The sequence below is a fragment of the Deinococcus rhizophilus genome (assembly GCF_030271215.1).
Taxonomy (GTDB): Bacteria; Deinococcota; Deinococci; order Deinococcales; family Deinococcaceae; genus Deinococcus; species Deinococcus rhizophilus.
In genome coordinates, this window is the sequence record NZ_JASNGB010000036.1 from 1 (window position 1) to 20242 (window position 20242).

Genomic DNA, 20242 nt, shown 5'->3' on the forward strand with positions numbered 1-20242 from the left:
GGCACAGCGGCGCGACGAGCGCGAGGACCGGCACCAGCCCCCAGAACACGGCCCGCCACGACCACAGGTCCGCGATCAGGCTGGCGATCAGCGGGCCGACCAGCGCGGGCAGCAGCCAGGCCGAGGACACGGCGGCGAGCATGCGTGCCCGCTGCGCCTCCGGGTAGCGGGTGGTGATCACCGCGAAGGGCAGCGCCCCCAGCCCCCCCGCCCCCAGGCCCTGAATCAGCCGCCCCAGCACGAACCCCGTCATGGTCGGCGCCAGCCCGCCCACCAGCAGCCCGGCGGCGAACACCGCCAGCGAGAACCCGGCGCCCCACATCAGCCCCCGGCGGTCGGCCAGCACGCCGCCCAGCACGGCCCCGAACAGGCTGGAGAGCAAAAAGGCGCTCGACGCCCAGCCGTAAAGGGCCAGCCCCTGCAACTCGTCGGCCACGCGCGGCAGCACGGTGCCGACCGCCATCGACTCGAACGCCACGACGAGGACGGTCAGCAGCAGCCCGGCCCCCAGGGTGCGGGGCGGGGCAGGCACGGGGAGGGCGGAGGCGGCAGACACGGGGCGCATCCTCGCATACCGGGGCCAGGAGCAAGCATGCCGGGCCGCCCCTCGCCTAGAGCATTTGACAGAATTACGGCTCCCGGGGAAGGTCGCCCCAGGTGCCTCCATTCTGCCCAATGCTCTTTTTAAATTCGCTCGCTCCGCTCGGCCAACGAATGCGGAAACCCACCGCATTCTTATGGCAAATGCTCTAGACCGCTCCCCGTAGGCCATCCCCGGCCGGGATGCGGCGTTCTGGTGCGGCCGCACACCTTCCCTTCCGGTTCCGGCGACTCCCGTGCCGCGTGTCGAAGGGGAAGTCAGGGCGCAGAGGCAGGTGCTGCAAGACGAAACCCACCCTTCGCGGGTGGGCCGGGTCTCGTCCTGTTCGTGGTGGGCGGTGAGGGATTTGAACCCCCGACCCGTCGCGTGTAAAGCGAAAGCTCTACCACTGAGCTAACCGCCCCCGAGCCGCCGTGAAGTGGGGCCGCTGCATGGTGACATACCCACAGATAAATCCGCTGGGCTTCTCAGGACACGCATGTGGCAACCCACTCCGTTCTGTCCTGATGGGCCTGCCCGGCCCCGAATGCCCCGGAGGGCATGGGATTCTCGGATTGCTCCGGGGAGGCGGCATTTCAGCTCTGGCTCTCCCTTCGTTTCCCACACGTATTTTAACACGCTTTCGCTTCAGCTTGGCCGTCCTGTGGACGGCCTGGGCTATCCGCCCAGACCCTTTTCTGTAAGGCGGTCCGGGGCAGGGGGTCAAGCGGCCCCCCACCCAGTCCGTTCTGGCGGTCAGCTGGGGTCAGGGGGAAACTGCACCCCGCCCAGCCGCAGGTTCAGTTCAGCCGCCAGCGCCAGCACGCGGCCGTCGCTCGCCGCCGGGCCGGTCAGCAGCACGCCGGTCGGGGCGCCCCCGTGCAGCCCGGTCGGGACCGTCACGCTGGGATACCCGGCCTTGGCCCCCACCGCGTAGCCGCGCAGCCCCGGCCACAGCAGCGCGTCGAGGCCCTGGGCAAAGAGTGGATCGAGGCCCCGCGTCCGCGAGAGTTCGAGGTCCCGTGCCCGCGCCTCCCGGTAGGCCCGCTCCGAGAGGTCGCCGCGCGTGCCCTCGGCCGCGTGCAGCAGCGTCTGTCCGTAGCGCTGGAAGCGTTCGGGGTCCTCGTCGTTTCCGGCGATGACCTCCGCGAGGCTGCGGGGGCCGTCCTGCACCCCGGCGAGGTAGGCGTTCAGGTCGTGCTTGAACTCGTAGACCAGGACCTCCAGCCGCCAGCCGCCCAGGTCAGTCGCCGTGTCCAGGGTCACGTCCCGCAGGGTGGCCCCAGCCTCGGTGAGCGCGGCCTCGGCGCGGGCGAGGGCCGCCTCCTCCGCCGGGGAGAGGGGACCGCCGGGAGGCTCGCGCATCACGCCGATCTGGGTGCCCGACAGCGCCCCTTCGGGCAGGGCCAGTCCCGGCACCGGAAAGCGGCGGCTGGCCTCGTCCGCCCCGTCGGGTCCGGCCATCACCCCGGCGAGCAGGGCCGCGTCGCGCACCGAGCGGGTGATCGGCCCGGCGGTGTCCTGGCTGTGTGAGATGGGCACCACGCCCGTGCGCGGAATCAGGCCCACCGTGGGCTTGAGCCCGATCACGCCGCTCTGCTGCGCTGGACTGAGAATCGAGCCGCTCGTCTCGGTGCCGACGGCCGCCACGCACAGCCGCGCGGCGACTGCCACGCCGCTCCCGCTCGACGACCCGCCCGTGTCGATGCCCTCACCCCAGGGATTGGCCGTCTGTCCGCCCGCCCCGGAATAGCCGTTCGTCATCCCCAGCGTCATGAAGTTGGCCCACTCGGTCAGGTTGGCCTTGCCCAGGATCACCGCGCCCGCCGCCCGCAGCCGGGCCACCAGCGGCGCGTCCTGCCGGGGCACGTGCCGGGTCATCAGCAGGCTTCCGGCGGTGGTGGGCAGCCCCGCCACGTCGATGTTGTCCTTGATCAGCAGGGGGAGGCCGTGCAGCGGGCCGCGCCGCTCGGGGGGCAGGGCGTCAAGGCGCTCGGCGTCGGCCTCGGCCCCCTCATTGACCGTGATGACGGCCCGCAGACGGGGGTTGTGCGCCCGCAGCCGGGTGAGGTAGGTGCGGGTCACCTCCAGCGCGGTGAGGTCGCCCCGGCGCGTGGCGGCGCTGAGGGCGGCGGCGTCGAGGTCGAGCACCGGATCGGGGGTCAGGGGAAGCACCCCGGCAGTGTACGCCGCACCGCCGAGGGGCAGGCACGCTAGCCTGCCTGTCATGCAAGCGCCAGGAACAGGTCCGGCGGAGACGCGACCCTCCCCCAGGGTGGCCTTTCAGGGGCGTCCGGGGGCCTACGGGGAGATCGCGGCCCTGCACGCGCTGGAAAGCGCCGGGATTCCCCACGCGGACGTGGGCACACGCGGCTTTTCCACCTTTCACGAGGTCGCGGCGGCGGTGGAGGCGGGCGGGGCCGACTACGGCGTCCTCCCGGTCGAGAACAGCCTGATGGGAGCGATTCACCAGACCACCGACCTGCTGGCCGAGACCGACCTGCACGTCGCGGGCGAGGTCGTCGTGCGCGTCTCTCACTGCCTGATGGCGCTGCCGGGCGTACGGCTGGAGGACCTTCGCCGGGTCGTCTCGCAGCAGCCCGCGCTTGACCAGTGCACCGGGCTGATTCGCAGGTACGGCCTGCAACCCGTCGCCGCGCACGACACCGCCGGAAGCGCCCAGGACCTCGCCGCGCGGGGCGCGAGGGACGAGGCCGCCATCGCCTCCGCCCGCGCCGCCGAGCTGTACGGGCTGGACATCCTGGCCCGCGAGATCGAGGACGAGCCCTTCAACTTCACCCGTTTCCTGCTGCTCTCGCGGCGCGAACCCGAGCCCTCGGACGCGCCGCACAAGACCAGCCTCGTCTTTGCGGTGCGCCACACCCCCGGCTTCCTGGTCGAGACGCTCAGCGAGTTGCGCGGCCTGAACCTCTCGCGCATCGAGTCGAGGCCGCGCCGGGACCGCGCCTGGAGCTACCTGATCTACGTGGACATCGAGGGCTCGGCCCACGATCCGGGGGTGGCACAGGCGCTGGCCGGGGTGCTGAGAAAGGCGAGCTACGCCAAGATCATCGGGAGCTATCCGAGGGCGCTGGAGACGGTCGGCTGAGGCTCTGTCTCCGGGTGGGCTGCCCGTATTCACCACCCACTCTGGCCGGTCCGTTTCAGGAGCGACGGCGGCGTCCTCAGCTGTTGTCCACCGCCACCGTGAAGCTGCGCGTCACCTTGCCCCCGGCGGGCACGTCCACCCGCAGTTCGGCGCGGGCCTGGTTCTGGCGGGCGGGGGCCGCGTCGATCACGATGCGGCGGCCCCCCACGATCTCGGTCACCTCGGCGCGGACGGCGCGGTCCTTGCTGCTCTCGAAGGTGTAGGTCACCCGGTAGGTCGTCTTGACCGGGTTGCCCTGTGCGTTGCGTTCGCTGCTCACCGTCTGCACGGCGCGGGTGTACCGCACATCAGGGTCGTTGCCGAGGCTGAACTCGATCTGGCCACCCTGCGCGGTCTCGGGGATGTTCGTCTGGCCCACCAGCCGCCCCTCCTCGCGCACGGTGATCAGGCCGCCGGGCAGCCGCTCGTCGGCCTTCAGGCGGTAAAAGCGGCTCAGCGTGCCGGAGGTGTTCTGCGGGGTGAAGTAGGTGTTGAGGCCCGCGTACCGCTCGAACTGCGTCAGCCTGGGCGCCAGGAAGGGCAGCGTGACCACACTGTTGGCGGGCAGGGTAAAGGGTGCGGAGAGGGCGTAGCGGTAAAGGCCACGCAGTTCGCCCTGGGAGTTGATGGTGGGGGCAGCAGTCGTGGCGGTATCAGCAGCCTCGGCGCGGTTGCTATACAACGCGGCGGGCGCAGGCACCGGCTGTCCCCGCACCTCCACGTCCCCGGCGTACAGCTCCGTCGTCTTCACGTCATAGGCGAGGTCGGTGCCGTTGCGGATGTCGGCCAGCGCCGAGAGCTGGGCCCCCTGGTTGCTCGCCCGCAGGGTGTAGCGTGGCGCCCACGTCACCCCCCGCGTCAGGTAGGCCAGTGTGCCCGCGCCCGCCTGCGGCAGCGTGAAGGTCAGCGTCTGCGTGGGCGAGAGCGGGTTCACGGGCGGCGCCACGTCGAAGCTGAGGTCCTCGTAACGGGCGGTCAGGTACCGCCCCTGCGCGTCACGCACCAGCAGGTCCCGCGCCCGGATCAGGGTGACGGGCTGGGTCGCCTCGGCCCCGCGCTTGAGAAACACCGTCTTGCCCTCCAGCGAGGCCAGCCAGTTGGGGTCCTGCCGCTGCACCGCCGAGGTGAAGGGCAGTCCGTCGAGGTCCAGCGTGCCCGGAATCAGGCCCGCCCAGGCCGCCTCAGGCAGCGTGACGGTGAGGGTGGTTCCGGTGGCCCGCACCGGCTCGCGCACTTCCGTGAAGCTGGGGTAGATGCGCAGGTCCGCCGCCGAGGCCGTACCCAGGGCTGCCGCGAGTGCCGCTGTCAGAAGCTGTTTCATGAGAGCAGCTTGCGGGGTAGGGGCTGATGAAGTGTGAGAGAGCTGCCAGTCGCCAGGAGCCAGCCGCCAGCAAAAAAGGCCCCGGCCAGAGCTGAGGCCCTACCGACCAATGTGACAGGAGCACCGGGGTGGCCCGGTGCTCCTGTCCTTTCTCGCTCTGCTCGGCCCCTGTGGGGCAGCGATTACAGAATTACAGAATATCGTCGCGGATACACGCCTTGAAGTGCTGAGGTCCCACCTCGCGCAACTCGGGGATGATCTTCGCGCAGTCGTCGATGGCGTAGCGGCATCTGGTTCGGAAGACGCAACCGCTGGGCGGGTTGATCGGGCTGGGGATGTCGCCTTCCAGGATGATGCGCTGGCGCTTGACGGTGGGGTCGGGCACGGGCGCGGCCGAGAGCAGCGCCTCGGTGTAGGGGTGCTTGGGGTTGGTGTTCAGCTCGCGGCTGGGCGCGATTTCCATCACGCGGCCCAGGTACATCACGATGATGCGGTCGCAGATGTACTCCACGACGGCAAGGTCGTGCGCGATAAACAGCACCGTCAGGCCCAGCTCTTCTTGAAGGTCTTGCAGCAGGTTGACGACCTGCGCCTGAATGGACACGTCAAGCGCCGAGACCGGCTCGTCGGCCACGATGAACGACGGGTTCACCGCCAGCGCCCGCGCGATCCCGATGCGCTGGCGTTGCCCGCCCGAGAACTCGTGGGGGTAGCGGCGCATGTGCTCGGGGCGCAGGCCCACCTTGGCGAGCAGTTCCGCGATACGGTCGACGCGGTCCTTGCCGGGGTGCAGATTATGAATCTGCATCGCCTCGCCGATGATGTCCGACACCGTCATGCGCGGGTTCAGGGAAGCGAAGGGGTCCTGGAAGATGATCTGCATCTCCCGGCGGTAGTCACGCATCTGGCCCTTGGAGAGCCGGGTGATGTCGGTGCCGTTGAACAGGACCTGCCCGCCGGTCGGCTCGATCAGGCGCAGAATCGCGCGTCCGGCGGTCGTCTTGCCGGAGCCCGACTCGCCCACCAGCCCGACCACCTCGCCGCGCCCCAGCTTGAAGGACACGTCGTTGACGGCCTTGACGTTGCCGACCACCCGCGAGAGCAGCCCGCCCCGGATGGGAAAGTACTTCTCGAGGTTGTTGACCTCCAGCAGCGTCTCGGCCGTCTGGGGCGCGGCGACCACGCCGGGCGTCTGGGCGGCCACCGACACGTCGCCGGGGTCAGCGGTAATCACCGTGCGGGTCATGCGTTCACCTCAACCTGGGCCTGCTCGAACTCCTGCCAGCGGATGCAGCGGGCCATGTGGCCGCCGCCCGTGTCGAACAGCGGCGGCACCGCCTCGCTGCACGCCTCCACCGCGAACTTGCAGCGCGGCTCGAAGGGACAGCCGGGCGGCAGGTTCAGCGGGTTGGGCACGTTGCCCGGAATGGCCTCCAGCCGCTGCTTGGGCTGGCCCGGCACGTGCGCGGCGTCCCCGGCGCGGGGAATCGAGTTGAGCAGCCCCATGGTGTAGGGGTGACGCGGCGCCTTGAAAATCTCGACCACGTCGCCTTCCTCGACCACGCGCCCGCCGTACATCACCACGACCCGGTCGGCCATCTCGGCGACCACCCCGAGGTTGTGGGTGATGAACAGGATGCTCATGCCGATTTCCTGCTGCAGCTTGCGCATCAGGTCCAGAATCTGCGCCTGGATGGTCACGTCGAGCGCGGTGGTCGGCTCGTCCGCGATCAACAGGGCCGGGTTACACGACAGCGCCATGGCGATCATCACGCGCTGACGCATTCCGCCCGACATCTGGTGGGGGTACTCGTTCACGCGCTTTTCAGGCGCGGGAATGCCCACCAGCCGCAGCATCTCGGTGGCGACCTCCAGCGACTCGCGCTTGGTCTTGCCCTGGTGCAGCATGACCGCCTCGCCGATCTGGTCCCCGATGGTGTACACCGGGTTGAGACTGGTCATCGGCTCCTGAAAGATCATCGAGATGTCGTTGCCGCGAATGCGGCGCATCTCGGCTTCCGGCAGGGTCACGAGGTTTCTCTGCACCCCGTCCTTGCCGGTAAACAGGATCTCGCCGTCCTTGATCTCGCCGGGGGGCATCGGGATCAGGCGCATGATGCTGAGGCTGGTCACGCTCTTGCCCGAGCCCGACTCCCCCACCACCGCGAGCGTCTCGCCCTTTTTGATGTGGAAGGTCACCCCGTCCACACTCTTCACCACACCGTCGTCGGTGTTGAAGTACGTCTTCAGGCCATTGACGGCCAGCAGAACCTCACCCTGATGGGTCATCTTTCCTCCATCTCCTGCGCCACGTTGCGGAACACGCCCGTCATCATACAGGGATCACCGGGCAAAAGTGACGCCGCCCCGCGTGCAGATGGGGCGGCGCCGTCAGAAGTCTTACGAAGCCGCAGCGCTCACGACCGCTTGCGCGGGTCGAAGGCGTCGCGCAGCCCGTCTCCCAGCAACTGGAAGGCCATCACCGTGAACACGATGAAAAAGCCCGGAATCAGCACCCAGGGCCGCTGGGTGATGCTGGAAAAGCCGCCTTCCTGCGCCTGCGCGAGCAGACTGCCCCACGAGACGTAGGGTTCGACCGCGCCGATCCCCAGGAAGCTCAGGCCCGACTCGCCCAGGATGGCCGCAGGAATCCCGAGGCTCAGGCCCACGATCACGTAGGTGGTCATGGTCGGCAGCATGTGCCGGATCATGATGCGGCTGTTGCCCGCGCCCAGGGCCTGGGCTGCCGACACGAAATCCAGTTCCCGCACGCTCAGCAACTGCCCCCGTGTCACGCGGGCCAGGCCGCCCCAGCTGATCAAGGCCAGCAGGCCCAGAATCATGTACAGCGCGAAGATCGGGTTGATGTCCTGCGGAAACACCGACCGCAGCATGATCAGCAAGAAGAGGCCCGGGATGGCAGACAGCACCTCGACCAGACGCATGATCAGGGTGTCCACGATGCCGCCGAAGAACGCGGCCATCGCCCCCATCAGCAGGCCGATCACCGTCGAGATCAGGACCGCCCCCACGCCGATGGTCAGGGAAATCTGCGAGGCGTACATGATGCGGGTAAACAGGTCACGCCCCAGCGCCTCGCCGCCCATCAGGTAAACGTTGCAGTCGGGGCTCTCCTGCCCGGTGCCGAACAGGTGGATGTTGCCCGGAATCAGCCCCAGCAGGCGGTACTCGTCCCCGCGCACCCCGAAGTAGATGGGGCAGCGCGTGTCTGTCGGGCGGTACTCGTTGACGAACGTGTCCAGATTGAGTTCCTGGCCGTACTGGTACACGAAGGGCCGGGTAAAGGCCCCCGTCTCCGGGTCACGGAACTGGATGGGCGTGGGCGGGTGGAAGCGGGTGATGTTGGTCGTCGAGTAGGTCGACAACCCGTCCGGCGCCAGGAAGGGCCCGAAAATCGCCATCAGGTAAAGCAGGATCAGGAACACGCCGCCGATCTGCGCGAGGCGGTTCTTGCGAAACTGCGACCAGGCGACCGAGAACTGGGACTGGCCTCTGGCCCGGGGGGCCTTGGTGGGTGCGGTGATCGTCATACCAGGACTCCTCAGGCCACCTTCACGCGCGGATCGACCACGGCGAGGAGCAGGTCGCTGATGGCATTGCCGATGATCAGCAAGATGGTGGTGATCACGTTAAAGCCCGCGATCAGGTACAGGTCCTGGGTGCCGATGGCTGTGAGCAGCATGGGCGTCACACCCGGATAGGCGAACACCACTTCCATGAATCCGGCCCCACTGATTGCCGCCGGGAGCAGGCCACCGATGCCCGCCACGATGGGCAGGATGCCGTTGCGGAAGGTGTGCTTCCAGATCACGCTGCGTTCGCTGACGCCCTTGGCCCGCGCCGTCCGCACGTAGTCCGAGCGCATCACTTCCAGCATCTGCCCCCGGATCACGCGGGTCAGCCCAGCAGCGTCGGACACGGCCAGCACCACGGCGGGAATAATCAGGTGCTTGAGCACGTCCCACACCCGGCCCGGGGCCGACAGGGCGTCGTAGTTGTTGCTGGTCATGCCACCCACCGGGATGTCCAGCCCGGTCGCGTCGCGGGCCAGCAAAATGAAGTAGATCACGATCAGTGCCAGGAAGAAGCTGGGAAAGCCCAGCAGGAAGTACAGCACCACATTGATCGACTTGTCGCCCAGCGAGTTCTGCCGGATCGCGCCGTACACCCCGATGGGAATGGCGATGGCGTAAAACAGCAGCGTGCTGAGCAGCACCAGCCACATCGAGTTCTTGATGCGTGGCCAGACCACGTCCAGCACCGGCTGCTGGTACTGGAAAGACAGGCCGAAATCTCCCTGGAGCATGTTGCCCATCCAGCGGAGGTACTGTTCCCAGACCGGGCGGTCGAGCCCGAAGTTGCGCGACAGGTTCTCGAGCTGTTCGGGGCTGATGCCCGGATTGAGTCTGGCAGGCGTCAGAAAATCGCCGGGCGCCAGCTGAATCACGAAAAAGATCAGCACGCTGGCGAGCAGCAGCGTCGGAATGGACTGAACCAGCCGCCGCAGGAGAAATGGAATCATTGGAGCGCTCCTGAGAATTCACGAGAAGGGGGGGCAGCCCGCGCAGGCGAGCCACCCCCCGAGAAACGTGCGGGCGGGAGGTTACTTGATGAAGGTCAGGGGCAGCACGCGGCTACCGTAGTAGGCGTCCATCTGGTTGCGGGCACGCTCGCCACCGACACGGTTGTTGAACGTGACGTGGTAGTTGCTACCGACCAGGTAGATGACGGGCTGCAGCTCAGCCTCGGTCTTCATCAGCTGGGCACCGATGGCACGGCGGCGGGCCGCATCCAGCGTGGCGTCACCCTGGTAGTACAGCTTGGTCATCAGGGTTTCCTGCGAGGTCAGGCACGCCCCGTTGGTGGGGTTGTTGTAGGAGTGCAGGTTGCCGCCGCAGGGCACGGTGTTCACGCCGAAGGGCCACACGTTGCTGCCGTTAGCCAGGCCCAACAGGATCGCGTCGAAGGGACGGTTCGCGCCCTTGGAGGTGAGCTGGTTGACGAGGTTGTTGAAGTCGATGGGAGTGAAGTTGACCTTCACGCCGACCTTCTTGGCTTCGTCGGCAAAGATGCGGCCGAGCTGCTCACGGACGGTGTTGCCCGAGTTGGTGGAGAGGTTGAACTCCAGCACCTTGCCGCTGCCGTCCACCAGGTAGCCCTGCGCGTTCTTCTTGGTGAAGCCCATCTGGCGCAGCAGGTTGGTCGCGGCCTGGAGGTTGTAGGGGTACTTGGGCGCACTCGCACCCGCCGAGATCTGCTGACGGAAGATCGGGTAGACGCTGTAGTACGTCTCGCTGCCCAGACCACCCAGGGCGAGGTCCACCATCGCCTTGCGGTTGGCGATGTGGCTCATCGCGCGGCGGAAGCGCACGTCACGGAAGAGCTTCTGCTTGAAGGGATCGCCCGCCTTGTTCCAGTTGAAGGTGATCCACTGGCTGGTCGCCTGCGGGCTGACGTTGGGAAGCAGCACCGCCTGGAGACGGTTGGCGTCGATGGCCCGCTTGATCTGCGCGAGGTCGTCGGCGTTGCGGGGGCCGAAGCTGTCGATCTGACCGGCCAGGTACGCGGCCAGACCGGCGTTCTGGTCAGCCACAATCCGCAGCGAGTAGTTGTTGAGGTAAGGCAGCGCCTGACCACGGCTGTCCTTGTTCCACTCGCCCCAGTTGGTGTTCTTCTTGAACACGGCCCGCTCGCCCGCGCGGTAGGTGTCCAGCACCCAGGTGCCCGGCGAGACGATCTGGCTGGTGGGGGTGCCCAGCGTCCAGAGCTTCTTGACAGCCTCGGCGCCGCCCGAGCGGTACGCCGCACCGAAGATGTGATCAGGCCAGGGCGCGTAGCTCATGATGCCGTAGGCGGTGGAGCTGACCTGCGGGAAGTCGAACTGCAGGGTGTAGGTGTCGATCTTCTTGACCGTGATGGGCTTGCCCGCCAGACGGAAGGAGTCGAAGCTGTTGCTGCCGACCTTGTCATCCTTGTGGATGGTCGCCGTGGTGACCCAGTCGTCGGCGGTGATGGCCTGACCGTCGCTGAACTTCATGCCCTGACGGATCTTGACGACGAAGCGCCGCCCCCCGTTGCTGACGGTAGGAGCCGCGTCAGCCATGTAGGGGATGAAGTCGTCGTTGCGGGGGTCCTGAATGAACAGGCCCGCGCCGTCTTCCATTGTGCCGGGAATGCTGGTGGCCTCGGCCGAGGTGAAGGGGTTGAAGGTCTTGAAGTCCGAGATGGTGAAATCACGGTACTCGCCACCGCGCTTGTTGGCGGTGTTCTGCTCACCGGTCCAGGCGGCGGGCCAGACGAAGGGAGCAGCAGAGGCGGCGGAACCGACGGTCATGGCGAGCGCAACGAAAAGGGCTTTCTTCATGTGGTGCCTCCTGAAAGGGAGCTGCATCTGGAAATCTGGGTACGTGAACACCATCTGGCGGTACACCAGATGAGCCGTTCGACCTAGGCCATTTGAGGGATTCCAGCGCGGTCACTCTAGCGACAAGGTTTGCTCAAGGTCAAGCCCCTGCCATACAACGATGAATGTCTAATCACAGCCTATTCACAGCACCGTCAGCCAGTGTCATCCTGTGAACTTTTCGCCCTGGTGGGGAGATTCCTGCCTGGCACAGGAAAAGCGGGCTGACGCGGATGGGTTGCCGGCTCGCCCGGATTGAATAGCAAAAGCCGCCTATTCACTCAGGCGGCTCATAAAAAATCAGGAGGCGATCAGCGGGAAACGACGTTGATCAGCAGCGCGAGCAGCATGAAGAGGCCACCCAGGACACTTGTCACCCGGATCAGCCCCCCCTCGACGCCGCGCCCGCCCAGCAGCGAGCCACCCGACGCCATGCTGGCCGAGAGCCCGGCCTGCTTGGGCACCTGAAGCAGGATAAAAAAGACCAGCCCCACGCAAACGAGGGCGAACAGGATGATGAACAGGGTCAGGATCATGGATGGACCTCGGGAAAAGCGGCTGAAAGCGGCTGTCAGAGCAGCAAGGAACACAGGGCAGCAAGGCACAGTGGTGCCGAGAGCAGTGGTGCTGGGGGTGGTGCCGATGAGGGGACTCGAACCCCTACGGTCTCCCGTCCGATTTTGAGTCGGGTGCGTCTACCAATTCCGCCACATCGGCCCGGACATCTGAACGGCGCCCCTGGGAAGGTGGGCCAGCCGGGATGCTAGCGCGTGGCAGCGCCGGGGCGCAATCCCAGCCGCCCGGTCACCGCCGCAGGCCCAGCCCCAGCCTAGAGCCCAGCCCCAGCCTAGAGCCCAAATCGCGCCGAAGCTGGGCGCCCGGAAACTCCACCCGGTCCGCCAGCGCGTAGGCGTGGCCCAGCGCGGCCTCCAGCGTCGGCGCGGTGGCCGTGACTGCCAGCACGCGCCCGCCCGCACTGACCAGCTGGCCCCCCTGCAGGGCCGTGCCCGCGTGGTAGATCACCTCGCCGGGGCCGGGGCCAGGCAGCCCCAGCGGAATGTCGCGCTGGGGGTCAGCCGGGTAGCCGGGAGCCGCCAGAATGACGACCGCGCTCGCCCCGTCCCGGAAGTGCACCTGACCCGGGTCCAGCTGCCCCCGCGCCGCCTCCAGCGCGTGCCCGGCGAGGTCGGAGGCGAGCAGGGGCAGCACCGCCTCGGCCTCGGGGTCGCCGAACCGGGCATTGAACTCGACCACGCGCGGACCCTGCGGCGTGAGCATCAGCCCGGCATACAGCACCCCGCAAAAGCGCAGGCCCTCGGCCCGCAGGCCCGCCAGCGTCCGCTCCACGATCTCGCGGCGGATGAAGGCGAGGTCGCCCTCCCCCAGCGGAAAGGGGCAGATCACGCCCATGCCGCCGGTCATGGGGCCGGTGTCGCCTTCACCGATGGTCTTGTGGTCCTGACTGGGCGGGGTCAGGGCATAGCGTTCGCCGTCGGTGAGGGCCAGAATGCTGACCTCCTGCCCGGTCATGAACGCTTCGACCACCGCCTGCGCGTCCGGCTGGGCGAAAATGTCGCGCAGGGCCGCCTCTGCCCCGTCGCGCGTCCGGGCCACCGTGACCCCCTTGCCCGCCCGCAGGCCCGCGTCCTTGACGACCAGCGGGAGAGGCTGGGCCCGCGCGTAGGCCAGGGCCGCCCCCAGTTCGGAAAAGGCGCGGTAGGCGGCGGTGGGGATGCCGTGGCGCTCCATGAACGCCTTGCTCCATGCCTTGTCGGTTTCCAGTCGGGCGGCGGCCCGCGTGGGGCCGAAGGCAGGAACGCCCCGCGCCTGACAGGCGTCCACCAGCCCGGCGCCGAGATACGCCTCCGGCCCCACGATCACCACGTCTGCCCCCTCCCGGACGGCGAGGTCGGCCAGCGCGCCGGGGTCCTGCGGGCTGGCGATCACCCGCGCCTGGGCGGCGATACCGGGATTGCCGGGGGTGCACAGCACCTCGTGGCCGAACCGGGCGCAGGCGTCCACGACGGCGTGCTCGCGGCCTCCCCCACCCACGACAAGGACGCGCATCACCCCTCCTCGCCCCGGGTGCCCTCACTCCCGCCCCGGGCAGCGGCCCGGCCCCAGTACCGGGCGAGGCCCTGCACGCTCATCCAGGGAGGGCAGGCGAAGCCGAAGCGCTCAGGCAGGCCGGGCGCCTGGGCTTCGAGGTCCGCGAAGAGGTGCTCGGTGAAGCGTTCGGTGATCTCCTCCAGGCCCTGTCCGGCGCCCAGCCCCTCCCCCACCAGGGCGGCGTCGCGTTCCAGGGTGTCCAGCAGCCCGTCCCAGTGGGCCGCCTCCTGCGGGTAGCTGCCGAAGTGCGCCAGCGACAGGGTGCGGGCGTCACGGGCGCGCAGCACCTCCACGCTGCGCCGCCACGCCGGGAGGTCGATGTCGGGCGGCGGGGTGGGGGCGCGGGGCGTCTGGCGGGCGTCCAGGCGGATGCCCCCCACGTCGCCCACGAAGAGGTCGTCCCCGAGGTGGTAGGCGAGGTGGTGGACCGCGTGGCCGGGGGTGGCGAGGGCCTGACCCTCCAGCTGGCCGAGGCGCAGGCCCTCGCCGCCGGAGAGAACGGTCAGGCGGTCAGGCTCGATGGGCCGCATCTCGCCCCACAGCCGCTCCATCTGGTCGCCGTAGATCTGGGCGGCGCTCGCCAGCAGGCGCGAGGGCCGCGAGAGGTGGGCCGCGCCCCGCTCGTGGACATAGGTGCGGGCGCGGGGAACGCGCTCCAGCAGCGTGCCCGCCGCCCCCGCGTGGTCGAGGTGGATGTGGGTCAGCAGGACGTGGCGCACGTCGGCGAGCGAGGCACCGTGCCCCGCCAGCCCCGCCTCCAGCGCCCCCAGGGTGCTGCCCGGTCCCACGTCCACCAGCGCCAGCCCGTCCCCGGTGTCGAGGGCGTAGGAGGCGATCACGCCCGCCTGCTCCTGAAACTGCAGGTCGATGACCCAGGCACCGGAGGCAACGAGGCCCGTGGTGGGGGCGCTCATGCCTGCCCCGTCAGCCGGGCACCGGCCAGCACCGCTGCCGCGAGGTACTGCACGGCGGCGAAGGTCCGCACCGTCCGCACGTTCGCCGCCACCTTCAGCGGGCCGTAGGAGAGCGCCAGGATCAGGGACGCGCTGAGCACGATAAAAGCCACCACCAGCCACAGAGCCATGCGGCGAGTGTAATACGGCCAGCCCCGCCCGCCCCCACCCCGCGCCGTCAGGATTTTGACAGGCCCGCTTCTTTAGCTTGCCTTCACGCCACTCCCGGGAGCCGCAGGTTCTAGCTGCTGGGCCCGTGCCCTCCTCCGCTTCCCTCCAGAGCCCCCACGGGCCGCCCTCTCCCCGGCGGCCCCTGCGAAAGGACGTGCCCCATGTTTCCCACCCGACGGTTTCTCCTCTCCACCCTCGCCCTCGCGGCGGGCCTGAGCAGCCTGAACGCGGCCGAGGCCCGCACCCTCGCGCAGATCAAGCAGAGCGGCGTGCTGCGCGTGGCGACCCCCGGCGACCTGCCGCCCTTCACGGTGGCCGACGGCACCCGCTTCACCGGCTACGAGGTCGAGCTGCTGCAGGCGGTCGCGGCCTCGCTGGGCCTGAAGGTCGAGCTGCAAAAGGTCGCCGCCGACGGGCTGATCAAGGCCCTGCAAGACGACCGCGCCGACGTGGCCGTGGGGGCGCTGGGCGTGACGAGCACCCGCGAGAACAGGGTGGACTTCACCACGCCCACCGCCTGCGCGGGCGTGTCGGTGGCGTCGCTGAACCCGGCCCTGCAAAAGCACACCGACCTCGCGGGCCGGAGCATCGGTGTCGGCGCCGGGTCGATCATGCATTCCTACGTGCAGAAACTCCCCTTCGAGAAGCAGGTCAAGGTGTACAAGTCCACCGGGGACGTGCTGTTCGCGGTCCTGACCAAAGCGGTGGACGCGACCTTCGCCTACACGGTGATGGAACCCGCCATCAAGCGCAACTACTCCAAGGTCAAGGTCTACTTCGGGCCAGAACTGTGGAGCGTGCCTATCGGCTTCATGGTGCGCGAGGACAACGACTCGACCCGCCTCGCGCTGAACGCGGCGATTCAGACGTATTTCGCCACCAACAGCTACGCCTTCCTGTCGTCTAAGCACTTCGGCAAGGACGTGCGCTGCAAGAGCTGAGCGCGGTGTATGGAGGGGGGGCCGGGGCCTATCGCCTCTGGCCCCCCCTCCCCTTGCAGGTCTTTACTGCCGCGCCCGGCAGCTCTTGCCCGGCAGCTCTTTACTCCCGCGCCCGGCGGCTCAGGGCCACGAGGACGTCCCAGGAGTCCGGCTGGCCCGGGTCGTCGAGGGCGGCCTTGTTGCGGCCCTGGTAGCCGCACTTGCGGCAGCGGTGCAGGATCACCCAGCCCTTCTTGCCGGTCTGCTCGACGCCCACGGGTTCCATCACACCGTGGCAGTCGCTGGCGCGGTCGCCGGGCAGGAGGTCCACGTGCAGCGAATGCAGGCATTCGGGGCAGTGGTTGCGGACCGAGCCGTTTCCCAGGGGCCGCACCTCGGCCCCGCAGTGGGCGCAGGTGAAGGCGTTGTTGGTGCCCTGCACCGTGAAGCGGCGGCTCATGCCCGGCCCCCCGCCCGCCAGCGCGTGTCCAGAAAGGCGCGGATGCCCGGCACCGAGACCAGGCACAGCCCCAGCACCATGAACCCCAGCCCCGCCAGGCTGATGATCCAGCCCTGCCAGTTGCTCACGCCCGCCAGCATCCCCACGATGAACACCAGCAGCCCGGAAAAGATGCTGAAGCCCACCGTCAGCCGCCACGCCCACACGCTGCCGCGCCACACCTGCCACAGCAGCGCGGCAGTGGCGAGGGCGTAGGCCACGTTGCGGAAGAGGTGGTCGGTCTCGCCCTGCACCAGCCGCCCCAGAAAGGGGGTGGTCGCCAGCATGAACAGGCCCGCCAGCACCGCCAGCGTGGCCGTGCGGCCCGCAGCGAGGGCCGGGTCAGAGGGGGCAGAGGGGGGCCTGGGGGGAAGCGTCACGCCCCGCATTCCAGCACAGGCGGGGCGTGGGGACGGGGCCGAACGTCACTGGCCGAACGTCACTGGCCCCGGCGCTACTCGCCGCGCACCAAGCCCCCGGTGATGAACTCGCCCAGCAGCGGTTCGAGGTCATGCAGGGCGAGGTCGCCGCGCAGGGCGTGTTCGGCGGGGGTCAGGCCCTCGCGCAGCGCCCGCAGGAAATCCAGACCCAGCGGCCCATACCCCAGCCGGAAGGTGCGGTGCACGTCGGTGATGGGGTGCAGGGCGTCGCGGCCCCGCAGGGTCAGGGTGTAGGGCTGGTGCGCCCACCCCGCCAGACTGCGCGGGAGCATCAGCGTCTGGGGCCGCAGCGGGGCGGGAAAGGCCCCCTCGTAGGGCAGGGTGACGGGCAGGGTGGCGAGCGCCGCTCCCCCCGCGTAAAAGGTCGCGCCCTCCGCGCAGACGTGCAGCCCGGTAAAGTCGCCCGTCACGTCCACCTTCCAGGCCCGGCTGCCCACCCCGCTCAGGGCGTGGGCCAGGAGCGGGGCGAGGGGATGGGCACTCAGCACCGCCCCCTGCTCGTAGAGGCCCAGCAGGTCACCCAGCGCCTGCTCGCCCGTCCCGCTGACCGAGGCCGCCGTGACCGCCCGGCCCTCGTACAGCAGCACGGCGGCGTGCTGGTCCCCGAGCTGCGCGTGCAGGTACCCGTACCAGCTCTGGTCATGAAAGTGGCGCAGCAGCCCGTGCAGGTCGCAAAAGGGCACGCCCAGCCCGGTGTGGGTGGGCGGCGAGTGCGGCAGGAAGCGGGCCAGAAAGGGCGCGGCGCCCGGAAACATCGGCGCGAGTTCGGGCACGACCTCCCCAGGACCTTCCTGGGGTGCCCCGCCGGGAAGGGTCACGGCTGGCCCCCGGCGGGGTCGGGGAGGCGGCGGGCCTCGCGTCGGTAGCGGACCGCCTGCTGCACGTAGCGGGCGGCGTTGTCGGGAGGCCCGGCTGCACGGACCACCCGGGCAGGCACCCCCACGGCCAGCATGCCGTCCGGCACGCTCTGGCCCCCCGCCAGCAGCGCCCCCGCCCCCAGCACCGCCCCGCGCCCCAGCCGCGAGCCGCTGAGCATCACCGCGCCCATGCCGACCAGGCTTCCGGCCTCGCAGACCGCCCCGTGGACCACTGCCCGGTGCCCGACCGTCACGTCTTCTTCCAGGGTGCAGGGGTGGCCCTCGTCGGTGTGCAGCACNGCGAGCCGCTGAGCATCACCGCGCCCATGCCGACCAGGCTTCCGGCCTCGCAGACCGCCCCGTGGACCACTGCCCGGTGCCCGACCGTCACGTCTTCTTCCAGGGTGCAGGGGTGGCCCTCGTCGGTGTGCAGCACGGCGCCGTCCTGCACGTTGCAGCGCGGCCCGATCACGATGGGTTCGATATCGCCCCGCGCCACCACGCCGAACCACACGCTGGCCCCCTCGCCCACCGACACCGCGCCCGTCAGGTCGGCGCTGGGCGCCACCCACGCGCCGGGATGAAGGTCGGGAACAAGGTCGGCAAGGGCGTAGAGCGGCATGGGAAGCCTCCGGGACAGGGAGCAGGCGGGAGCGGGAGCAGGGGGGCAGGCCAGAGAGGGGCGGGCGAGAGACGTCTGGACCGAGTATAGGGGGCGGGGGCCGCAGGGGGGGCGGCGCCTCTGCGGCCCTGTCCGGGGCGGGGCCGTGCGATAATCGCCCCGTCTTCCCCCGCTTCCCCCACCGCACCGGCAGCCGCCCAGAGGGCCGCTCGCCCGGGTGACGTTGGTGAAGATGCAAGGAGAGTTATGGCTCAAGGTCGTGTGAAGTGGTTCAACGTGGAAAAGGGATACGGCTTTCTCGAGCACCCGGGCAACCCCGACGTGTTCGTGCATTACAGCGCCATCCAGAGCGGCGGTTTCCGCAAGCTCAACGAGGGCGACGAGGTCGAGTTCGAGGTCGAGGCCGGGCAGGGCAGCAAGGGCCCCCAGGCCAAGAACGTCGTGGTGACCAACGCCGCGCCCGCGCCCATGGGCGATCAGGGCGGCTACGGCGGCGGCAACCGGGGCGGAAGCCGCTGGTAAGCCGGACCCTTCCAGGTTCGGGGGGCGGGCGCCACGTGCGTCCGCTCCTTCCTTGTGTGGATTGCCCTGTGTGTTTTTATCCCGTGTGTGGGTTGCCCTGTCTTGAATCGCCCCGTCCCGGTCCCCCCGGGCTGAGCCGGGTTTCCCAGCCCGGGGAGGGCGGTGTGGGACTTGCGGCCCTCCCCCGCCGCGCCGCCCCGTAGCATGGGGCATGACCGACGCGCCGCCTTCCGTGCCGCTGGGCCGCCACGCCGCCCCGCCCGGCAGCCTCCAGCCCGCAGAGACGGCAGACCTGCAGGCGGCGTCGCCCGTCACCACCCACGCCTTTGCCTTTACCGGTCAGGCGGGCGAGTACTTCCGGCTCTGGATCGTGAACACGGCGCTGACCACCGTGACGCTGGGGCTGTACCTGCCCTGGGCGCGGGTGCGGCAGCGGCAGTATTTCTACGGGCACACCTGGCTGGACGGGGCAAATTTCGAGTACACCGCCCGGCCGCTGGCGCTGCTGCGGGGCTACCTGGTGGTGGGGGCCTTTTTTCTGGCCTACACGCTGGCGAGCCAGTTTCAGTTCAGCGGGTGGGAGTACGTGGCGGGAGCCATCGCGCTGCTGTTTTTCGCGCTGTATCCCTGGCTGGTGATGAAGTCGCTGCGCTTTCTGGCCGTCAGCACCACCCACCGGGGCCTGAGGTTCCGGCACCACGGGCGGGCCGGGGGCGCCTACGCGAGCTACGGGCTGGGCAACGTGGCCGCGCTGCTGTCGGGCGGGCTGGCGCTGCCCTTCGCGTGGTTCCTGCAGCGGCGCTACCAGGTGGACGGGGCCGCCTACGGCACGGCGCGGGCGCGGTTCCGGGGCGACACGGGTGAGTTCTACCTCATCGGCCTGACGGGAGTGGCCCTCACGCTGGGAGGCGGGCTGCTGCTGGCGGTGCCGCTGATCGGGGCCCTGTTCGGAGCCGGGGTGCTGGCCGTCCCGCAGTCCGAGGAGGAGTTCCTGGCGCCCACGTTTCTCGTCTCTCTGGCGGTCGGCTATCTGCTGGTGCTCGCGCTGTACGGGGTGGCGTGGCAGTACGTGCGGGCGGCCACCCTGCGGCTGGTGCTGAACCGGGTCGAGGTCGGCGGCGTGGTCCGCACCGGGGCCACCTTCAGCCCGTGGCGGCTGGTGTGGATCGGGGTGTCGAACACCGCCTTGCAGGTCCTGACGCTGGGACTGGCGACCCCCTGGGCGGCGGTGCGGCGGGCGCGGTACGTGCTCTCGGGGATGCAGGTGCGGGCGCTGGTGGGGCTGGACTCCTTCAGCGCAGGCGTGACGCCGGGCGAGGACGCGCTGGGCGAGGCCGCCACCGAACTGCTCGACATCGACCTGGGATTCTGATGACGCCCCCCGACCTCAGAGTGGAGGGCCGCGCCTTCGACGGGCGCAGCAGCCGTCCCCACCCCGCCACGCTGGAGGTGCAGCGCGACCATGTGACCCTGCACCTGCAAGACGCCCCGCAGACGTCCTGGCCCCCCGCGCAGGTGCAGATCGAGCCGCCCGTGCCGGGGCTGCCGCGCGTGCTGAAGTTCCCGGACGGCTCGCGCTTCGAGACGCGCGACGACGCGGCCGTCACCGCGCTGGAAGCCCGGCTGGGCCGCAACCGGGGCCTGGGCGGGGTGCGGCGGCTGGAGTCGCGCTGGGC

The 20242-nt window shown here is 69.4% G+C and carries 21 protein-coding genes and 2 tRNA genes; 5 read left to right on the forward strand and 18 right to left on the reverse strand.

From position 1 onward, the window contains the following. The 3 genes from QOL99_RS06055 to QOL99_RS06065 form a co-directional block, all read right to left on the reverse strand. Positions 1-556: MFS transporter (locus QOL99_RS06055; RefSeq protein WP_285522279.1), on the reverse strand; the 556-nt coding region annotated here is incomplete at its 3' end. 373 nt (positions 557-929) lie between these two features. Continuing rightward, positions 930-1004 (reverse strand) — tRNA-Val (locus QOL99_RS06060). Positions 1005-1336: 332 nt separating this feature from the next. Continuing rightward, on the reverse strand, positions 1337-2755 hold the full coding sequence (locus tag QOL99_RS06065; RefSeq protein WP_285522281.1) for an amidase family protein: 1419 nt from the start codon (positions 2753-2755) through the stop codon (positions 1337-1339). A 52-nt stretch (positions 2756-2807) separates the two neighbouring features. On the opposite strand from QOL99_RS06065, the gene QOL99_RS06070 reads away from it, so the two are divergent. Beyond that, a complete protein-coding gene (locus QOL99_RS06070) occupies positions 2808-3689 on the forward strand; it encodes a prephenate dehydratase (RefSeq protein ID WP_285522283.1) in 882 nt (293 codons plus the stop codon). 76 nt (positions 3690-3765) lie between these two features. Here the strand turns inward: QOL99_RS06070 and QOL99_RS06075 are convergent, their stop codons facing one another. The 11 genes from QOL99_RS06075 to QOL99_RS06125 form a co-directional block, all read right to left on the reverse strand. Then, positions 3766-5049: a DUF4139 domain-containing protein gene (locus tag QOL99_RS06075; RefSeq protein WP_285522284.1), complete on the reverse strand. Its 1284-nt coding sequence runs from the start codon at positions 5047-5049 to the stop codon at positions 3766-3768. A gap of 190 nt (positions 5050-5239) precedes the next feature. After that, positions 5240-6295: an ABC transporter ATP-binding protein gene (locus tag QOL99_RS06080; protein ID WP_285522287.1), complete on the reverse strand. Its 1056-nt coding sequence runs from the start codon at positions 6293-6295 to the stop codon at positions 5240-5242. Next, on the reverse strand, positions 6292-7338 hold the full coding sequence (locus tag QOL99_RS06085; RefSeq protein ID WP_285522288.1) for an ABC transporter ATP-binding protein: 1047 nt from the start codon (positions 7336-7338) through the stop codon (positions 6292-6294). Before QOL99_RS06085 ends, QOL99_RS06080 begins: the two co-directional genes overlap by 4 nt. Before the next feature lie 128 nt (positions 7339-7466). Next, positions 7467-8600, reverse strand: coding sequence for an ABC transporter permease (locus tag QOL99_RS06090; RefSeq protein WP_285522290.1), 1134 nt, complete (start codon positions 8598-8600; stop codon positions 7467-7469). 11 nt (positions 8601-8611) lie between these two features. Next, the gene (locus tag QOL99_RS06095) at positions 8612-9592 is read right to left on the reverse strand and encodes an ABC transporter permease (protein WP_285522291.1); all 981 of its coding nucleotides are present in this window, start codon (positions 9590-9592) and stop codon (positions 8612-8614) included. A gap of 81 nt (positions 9593-9673) precedes the next feature. Next, positions 9674-11434 carry an ABC transporter substrate-binding protein gene (locus QOL99_RS06100; RefSeq protein WP_285522293.1) on the reverse strand — a complete coding sequence of 587 codons (1761 nt, stop codon included), beginning with the start codon at positions 11432-11434 and terminating at the stop codon, positions 9674-9676. A 350-nt stretch (positions 11435-11784) separates the two neighbouring features. Further along, positions 11785-12009 (reverse strand): preprotein translocase subunit SecG, encoded by a 225-nt coding sequence (secG, locus tag QOL99_RS06105; RefSeq protein ID WP_285522294.1) that lies wholly within the window; start codon positions 12007-12009, stop codon positions 11785-11787. Positions 12010-12107: 98 nt separating this feature from the next. Then, positions 12108-12190 (reverse strand) — tRNA-Leu (locus QOL99_RS06110). 87 nt (positions 12191-12277) lie between these two features. Continuing rightward, positions 12278-13540 carry a phosphoribosylamine--glycine ligase gene (gene purD / locus QOL99_RS06115; protein WP_285522296.1) on the reverse strand — a complete coding sequence of 421 codons (1263 nt, stop codon included), beginning with the start codon at positions 13538-13540 and terminating at the stop codon, positions 12278-12280. Further along, the gene (locus QOL99_RS06120; protein ID WP_285522297.1) at positions 13540-14496 is read right to left on the reverse strand and encodes an MBL fold metallo-hydrolase; all 957 of its coding nucleotides are present in this window, start codon (positions 14494-14496) and stop codon (positions 13540-13542) included. The genes purD and QOL99_RS06120 overlap by 1 nt, the downstream gene beginning before the upstream one ends. Continuing rightward, complete coding sequence (locus tag QOL99_RS06125; RefSeq protein ID WP_285522298.1) at positions 14493-14666, reverse strand: hypothetical protein; 174 nt, start codon at positions 14664-14666, stop codon at positions 14493-14495. The genes QOL99_RS06120 and QOL99_RS06125 overlap by 4 nt, the downstream gene beginning before the upstream one ends. A 201-nt stretch (positions 14667-14867) precedes the next feature. Here QOL99_RS06125 and QOL99_RS06130 point away from each other — a divergent pair, with 201 nt between their 5' ends. Further along, the gene (locus QOL99_RS06130) at positions 14868-15647 is read left to right on the forward strand and encodes a substrate-binding periplasmic protein (protein WP_285522299.1); all 780 of its coding nucleotides are present in this window, start codon (positions 14868-14870) and stop codon (positions 15645-15647) included. A 100-nt stretch (positions 15648-15747) separates the two neighbouring features. On the opposite strand, the gene QOL99_RS06135 is transcribed toward QOL99_RS06130, so the two are convergent. The 4 genes from QOL99_RS06135 to QOL99_RS06150 form a co-directional block, all read right to left on the reverse strand. Further along, a complete protein-coding gene (locus QOL99_RS06135; RefSeq protein WP_285522300.1) occupies positions 15748-16086 on the reverse strand; it encodes an RNHCP domain-containing protein in 339 nt (112 codons plus the stop codon). Then, positions 16083-16514: a hypothetical protein gene (locus QOL99_RS06140; protein WP_285522301.1), complete on the reverse strand. Its 432-nt coding sequence runs from the start codon at positions 16512-16514 to the stop codon at positions 16083-16085. Before QOL99_RS06140 ends, QOL99_RS06135 begins: the two co-directional genes overlap by 4 nt. Before the next feature lie 65 nt (positions 16515-16579). After that, positions 16580-17383, reverse strand: coding sequence for a hypothetical protein (locus QOL99_RS06145; protein ID WP_285522303.1), 804 nt, complete (start codon positions 17381-17383; stop codon positions 16580-16582). After that, entirely contained in the window at positions 17380-17676 is a 297-nt protein-coding gene (locus tag QOL99_RS06150) for a hypothetical protein (RefSeq protein WP_326522576.1), read from the reverse strand. Before QOL99_RS06150 ends, QOL99_RS06145 begins: the two co-directional genes overlap by 4 nt. 614 nt (positions 17677-18290) lie before the next feature. On the opposite strand from QOL99_RS06150, the gene QOL99_RS06155 reads away from it, so the two are divergent. From QOL99_RS06155 to QOL99_RS06165, 3 genes are all read left to right on the forward strand, one after another. Then, on the forward strand, positions 18291-18566 hold the full coding sequence (locus QOL99_RS06155; RefSeq protein ID WP_285522305.1) for a cold-shock protein: 276 nt from the start codon (positions 18291-18293) through the stop codon (positions 18564-18566). A gap of 211 nt (positions 18567-18777) precedes the next feature. Continuing rightward, a complete protein-coding gene (locus tag QOL99_RS06160; RefSeq protein ID WP_285522307.1) occupies positions 18778-19938 on the forward strand; it encodes a YjgN family protein in 1161 nt (386 codons plus the stop codon). After that, on the forward strand, positions 19938-20242 hold a 305-nt coding region (locus QOL99_RS06165), incomplete at its 3' end, for a DUF7092 domain-containing protein (RefSeq protein ID WP_456318845.1). The genes QOL99_RS06160 and QOL99_RS06165, both read left to right, overlap by 1 nt.

Bases quoted from the DNA above. Each gene is read 5' to 3' on its own strand.
- QOL99_RS06125 (WP_285522298.1), bottom strand. From the start codon at position 14,666: ATGGCTCTGTGGCTGGTGGTGGCTTTTATCGTGCTCAGCGCGTCCCTG.
- QOL99_RS06130 (WP_285522299.1), top strand. From the start codon at position 14,868: ATGTTTCCCACCCGACGGTTTCTCCTCTCCACCCTCGCCCTCGCGGCG.
- QOL99_RS06160 (WP_285522307.1), top strand. From the start codon at position 18,778: ATGACCGACGCGCCGCCTTCCGTGCCGCTGGGCCGCCACGCCGCCCCG.
- QOL99_RS06095 (WP_285522291.1), bottom strand. From the start codon at position 9,592: ATGATTCCATTTCTCCTGCGGCGGCTGGTTCAGTCCATTCCGACGCTG.
- QOL99_RS06085 (WP_285522288.1), bottom strand. From the start codon at position 7,338: ATGACCCATCAGGGTGAGGTTCTGCTGGCCGTCAATGGCCTGAAGACG.
- QOL99_RS06090 (WP_285522290.1), bottom strand. From the start codon at position 8,600: ATGACGATCACCGCACCCACCAAGGCCCCCCGGGCCAGAGGCCAGTCC.
- QOL99_RS06120 (WP_285522297.1), bottom strand. From the start codon at position 14,496: ATGAGCGCCCCCACCACGGGCCTCGTTGCCTCCGGTGCCTGGGTCATC.
- QOL99_RS06140 (WP_285522301.1), bottom strand. From the start codon at position 16,514: ATGCGGGGCGTGACGCTTCCCCCCAGGCCCCCCTCTGCCCCCTCTGAC.
- QOL99_RS06155 (WP_285522305.1), top strand. From the start codon at position 18,291: ATGGCTCAAGGTCGTGTGAAGTGGTTCAACGTGGAAAAGGGATACGGC.
- QOL99_RS06135 (WP_285522300.1), bottom strand. From the start codon at position 16,086: ATGAGCCGCCGCTTCACGGTGCAGGGCACCAACAACGCCTTCACCTGC.
- QOL99_RS06080 (WP_285522287.1), bottom strand. From the start codon at position 6,295: ATGACCCGCACGGTGATTACCGCTGACCCCGGCGACGTGTCGGTGGCC.
- QOL99_RS06070 (WP_285522283.1), top strand. From the start codon at position 2,808: ATGCAAGCGCCAGGAACAGGTCCGGCGGAGACGCGACCCTCCCCCAGG.
- secG (WP_285522294.1), bottom strand. From the start codon at position 12,009: ATGATCCTGACCCTGTTCATCATCCTGTTCGCCCTCGTTTGCGTGGGG.
- QOL99_RS06100 (WP_285522293.1), bottom strand. From the start codon at position 11,434: ATGAAGAAAGCCCTTTTCGTTGCGCTCGCCATGACCGTCGGTTCCGCC.
- QOL99_RS06075 (WP_285522284.1), bottom strand. From the start codon at position 5,049: ATGAAACAGCTTCTGACAGCGGCACTCGCGGCAGCCCTGGGTACGGCC.
- purD (WP_285522296.1), bottom strand. From the start codon at position 13,540: ATGCGCGTCCTTGTCGTGGGTGGGGGAGGCCGCGAGCACGCCGTCGTG.